This is a genomic window from Candidatus Magnetobacterium casense (assembly GCF_019173545.1).
Classification (GTDB): Bacteria; Nitrospirota; Thermodesulfovibrionia; order Thermodesulfovibrionales; family Magnetobacteriaceae; genus Magnetobacterium; species Magnetobacterium cryptolimnobacter.
In genome coordinates this window covers 1-1,881 of the sequence record NZ_JABXWD010000543.1, presented here as the reverse complement: position 1 = coordinate 1,881, position 1,881 = coordinate 1, and the positions used below count along the sequence as shown (strand labels likewise).

The window sequence follows — 1,881 nt, the reverse complement described above, 5'->3', positions numbered from 1 at the left end:
TTTTTGAAAATGGATTCCCGTTTTCACGGGAATGACAAGAAATGGTATTTTGCGCCCATCTGTGTCATTCCTGCGTAAGCAGGAATCCAGAAAGTGCGAAACCATAGCCTTGCTATCAGTTTGGAAATCTACGGAGAAAGACATCCGTCTGTGGCGACTTCGTATAACAACATTGGCGAAGCGTGGAGGGCGTTAGGCGACCCAAAGCAGGCGATTGCGTTTTACGAAAAATCACTTGCGATCTTCCTGGAAGTCTATGGCGAAAGACATCCGTCCTTGGCTACGACTTATAACAACCTCGCCTACGTATATCGGCAATCGGGTGAGCCGGAAAAGGCCGCCTACTATACCGCAAAGGCCAAGGGGGCGTGGTAATGTTTAAAATCAAGCATGCGCAGGAAGGGGGCAAGAGGACTTCTTCGTGACCGTGGCGCCCCACCCCTTTCTGGCCGGGGTGCCTCACCCCCTTTCTGGCCGGAGTGCCTCACCCCCTACGCCACACACGCAATTGCTGGTGCCTGACCATGAATTAACTACACTACCAGGTGAATGCTCAGGGCAACCTCATCGATGGTTGTCAGGCCGCTTTTGACCTTATAGATGGCGTCTTCGTGCATAAAAGACATGTCTGCCTCCACGGCTGCCCTTTCTATCTCATACTCGGGGGCTTCCTTGACAATCAGGGTACGCATCTGTTGACTTAGCGTCATAACTTCAAAGACACCCATGCGACCCTTGTAGCCTGTTTTTGAGCAGCGGGAACATCCGCCCCCTTTATAGAAGATAGCGTCTTTTAAGTCAGCGTCGCTGTGGAGTCCTATTTTCAGGAGTTCTTCACTTGAGGGGAGATAGGGCTTCTTGCACCTGTCACAGACTTTTCTTACGAGCCTTTGGGCAACGATCCCCCTGAGAGAGGACGCCAGCATAAAAGGCTTGACCCCCATATCCACCATCCTGGCAATAGCGCCCACGGCGGAGTTGGTGTGCAGTGTTGACAGCACCAGGTGACCGGTAGCGGAGGCCTGTACCGCTATGTTGGCAGTTTCCGAGTCCCTCATCTCCCCAACCAGGATGATATCAGGGTCTTGCCTCAGGGTAGCCCTCAGACCTTGCACAAAGGAGAGGCGTTCGGTAATTGCTATCTGGGTGATGCCTTCGACGTTGTACTCTATGGGGTCTTCGAGGGTCATTATGTTGACCGTTGGTCTCTTGAGGTAGTTGATTATGGCATAGAGGGTGGAGCTTTTACCGCTGCCCGTGGGGCCTGTCACCAGTATTATACCATTGGGGACGGAGAGCATGGCCTTTAACCTCAGGGCATCCTGCTCGGAAAGCCCTATGTCTTTTATGTTGAGCACGGCTGAGGTCGAGTCCAGGATTCGCAACACCACCTTTTCGCCAAACTGACTGGGCAATGTGCTGACTCTGAGGTCTATCTCCTTGTTGTCGATCCTGATCTTTATTCTGCCATCCTGGGGGACCCGTCTTTCGGCTATATCCAGGGACGCCATGATCTTGATGCGCGAAGACACCGCACGTTGAACGTGAGCAGGAAACTGACTGGCGTTGCGCATCAGACCGTCTATCCTGTACCTGACATCAAGCGTGTTCTGCTTTGGCTCAATGTGAATATCGCTGGCATTGATCCTGACGGCCTGAAGCAGGATGTTGTCCACTATGCGTATAATCGGGGGGGAGTTGACGTCATTTACGGCATCGTCACTTGTATGATATATCTCTGTTATCACATTTGCTTTGTTTGCTTTTATTTCTATCTATGGTTTCGCACTTTCTGGATTCCTGCTTACGCAGGAATGACACAGATGGGCGCAAAATACCATTTCTTGTCATTCCCGTGAAAACGGGAATCCATTTTCAAAA

Annotated in this window: 2 protein-coding genes; one reads left to right on the top strand and one right to left on the bottom strand. The window is 51.2% G+C overall.

The window, feature by feature from the left end:
• The first annotated feature begins 93 nt into the window (after positions 1-93).
• Positions 94-375, top strand: coding sequence for a tetratricopeptide repeat protein (locus tag HWQ67_RS17375; RefSeq protein ID WP_218253958.1), 282 nt, complete (start codon positions 94-96; stop codon positions 373-375).
• A gap of 158 nt (positions 376-533) precedes the next feature.
• Here the strand turns inward: HWQ67_RS17375 and HWQ67_RS17370 are convergent, their stop codons facing one another.
• Positions 534-1,748 carry a GspE/PulE family protein gene (locus HWQ67_RS17370; RefSeq protein WP_218253957.1) on the bottom strand — a complete coding sequence of 405 codons (1,215 nt, stop codon included), beginning with the start codon at positions 1,746-1,748 and terminating at the stop codon, positions 534-536.
• Positions 1,749-1,881: the final 133 nt, after the last annotated feature.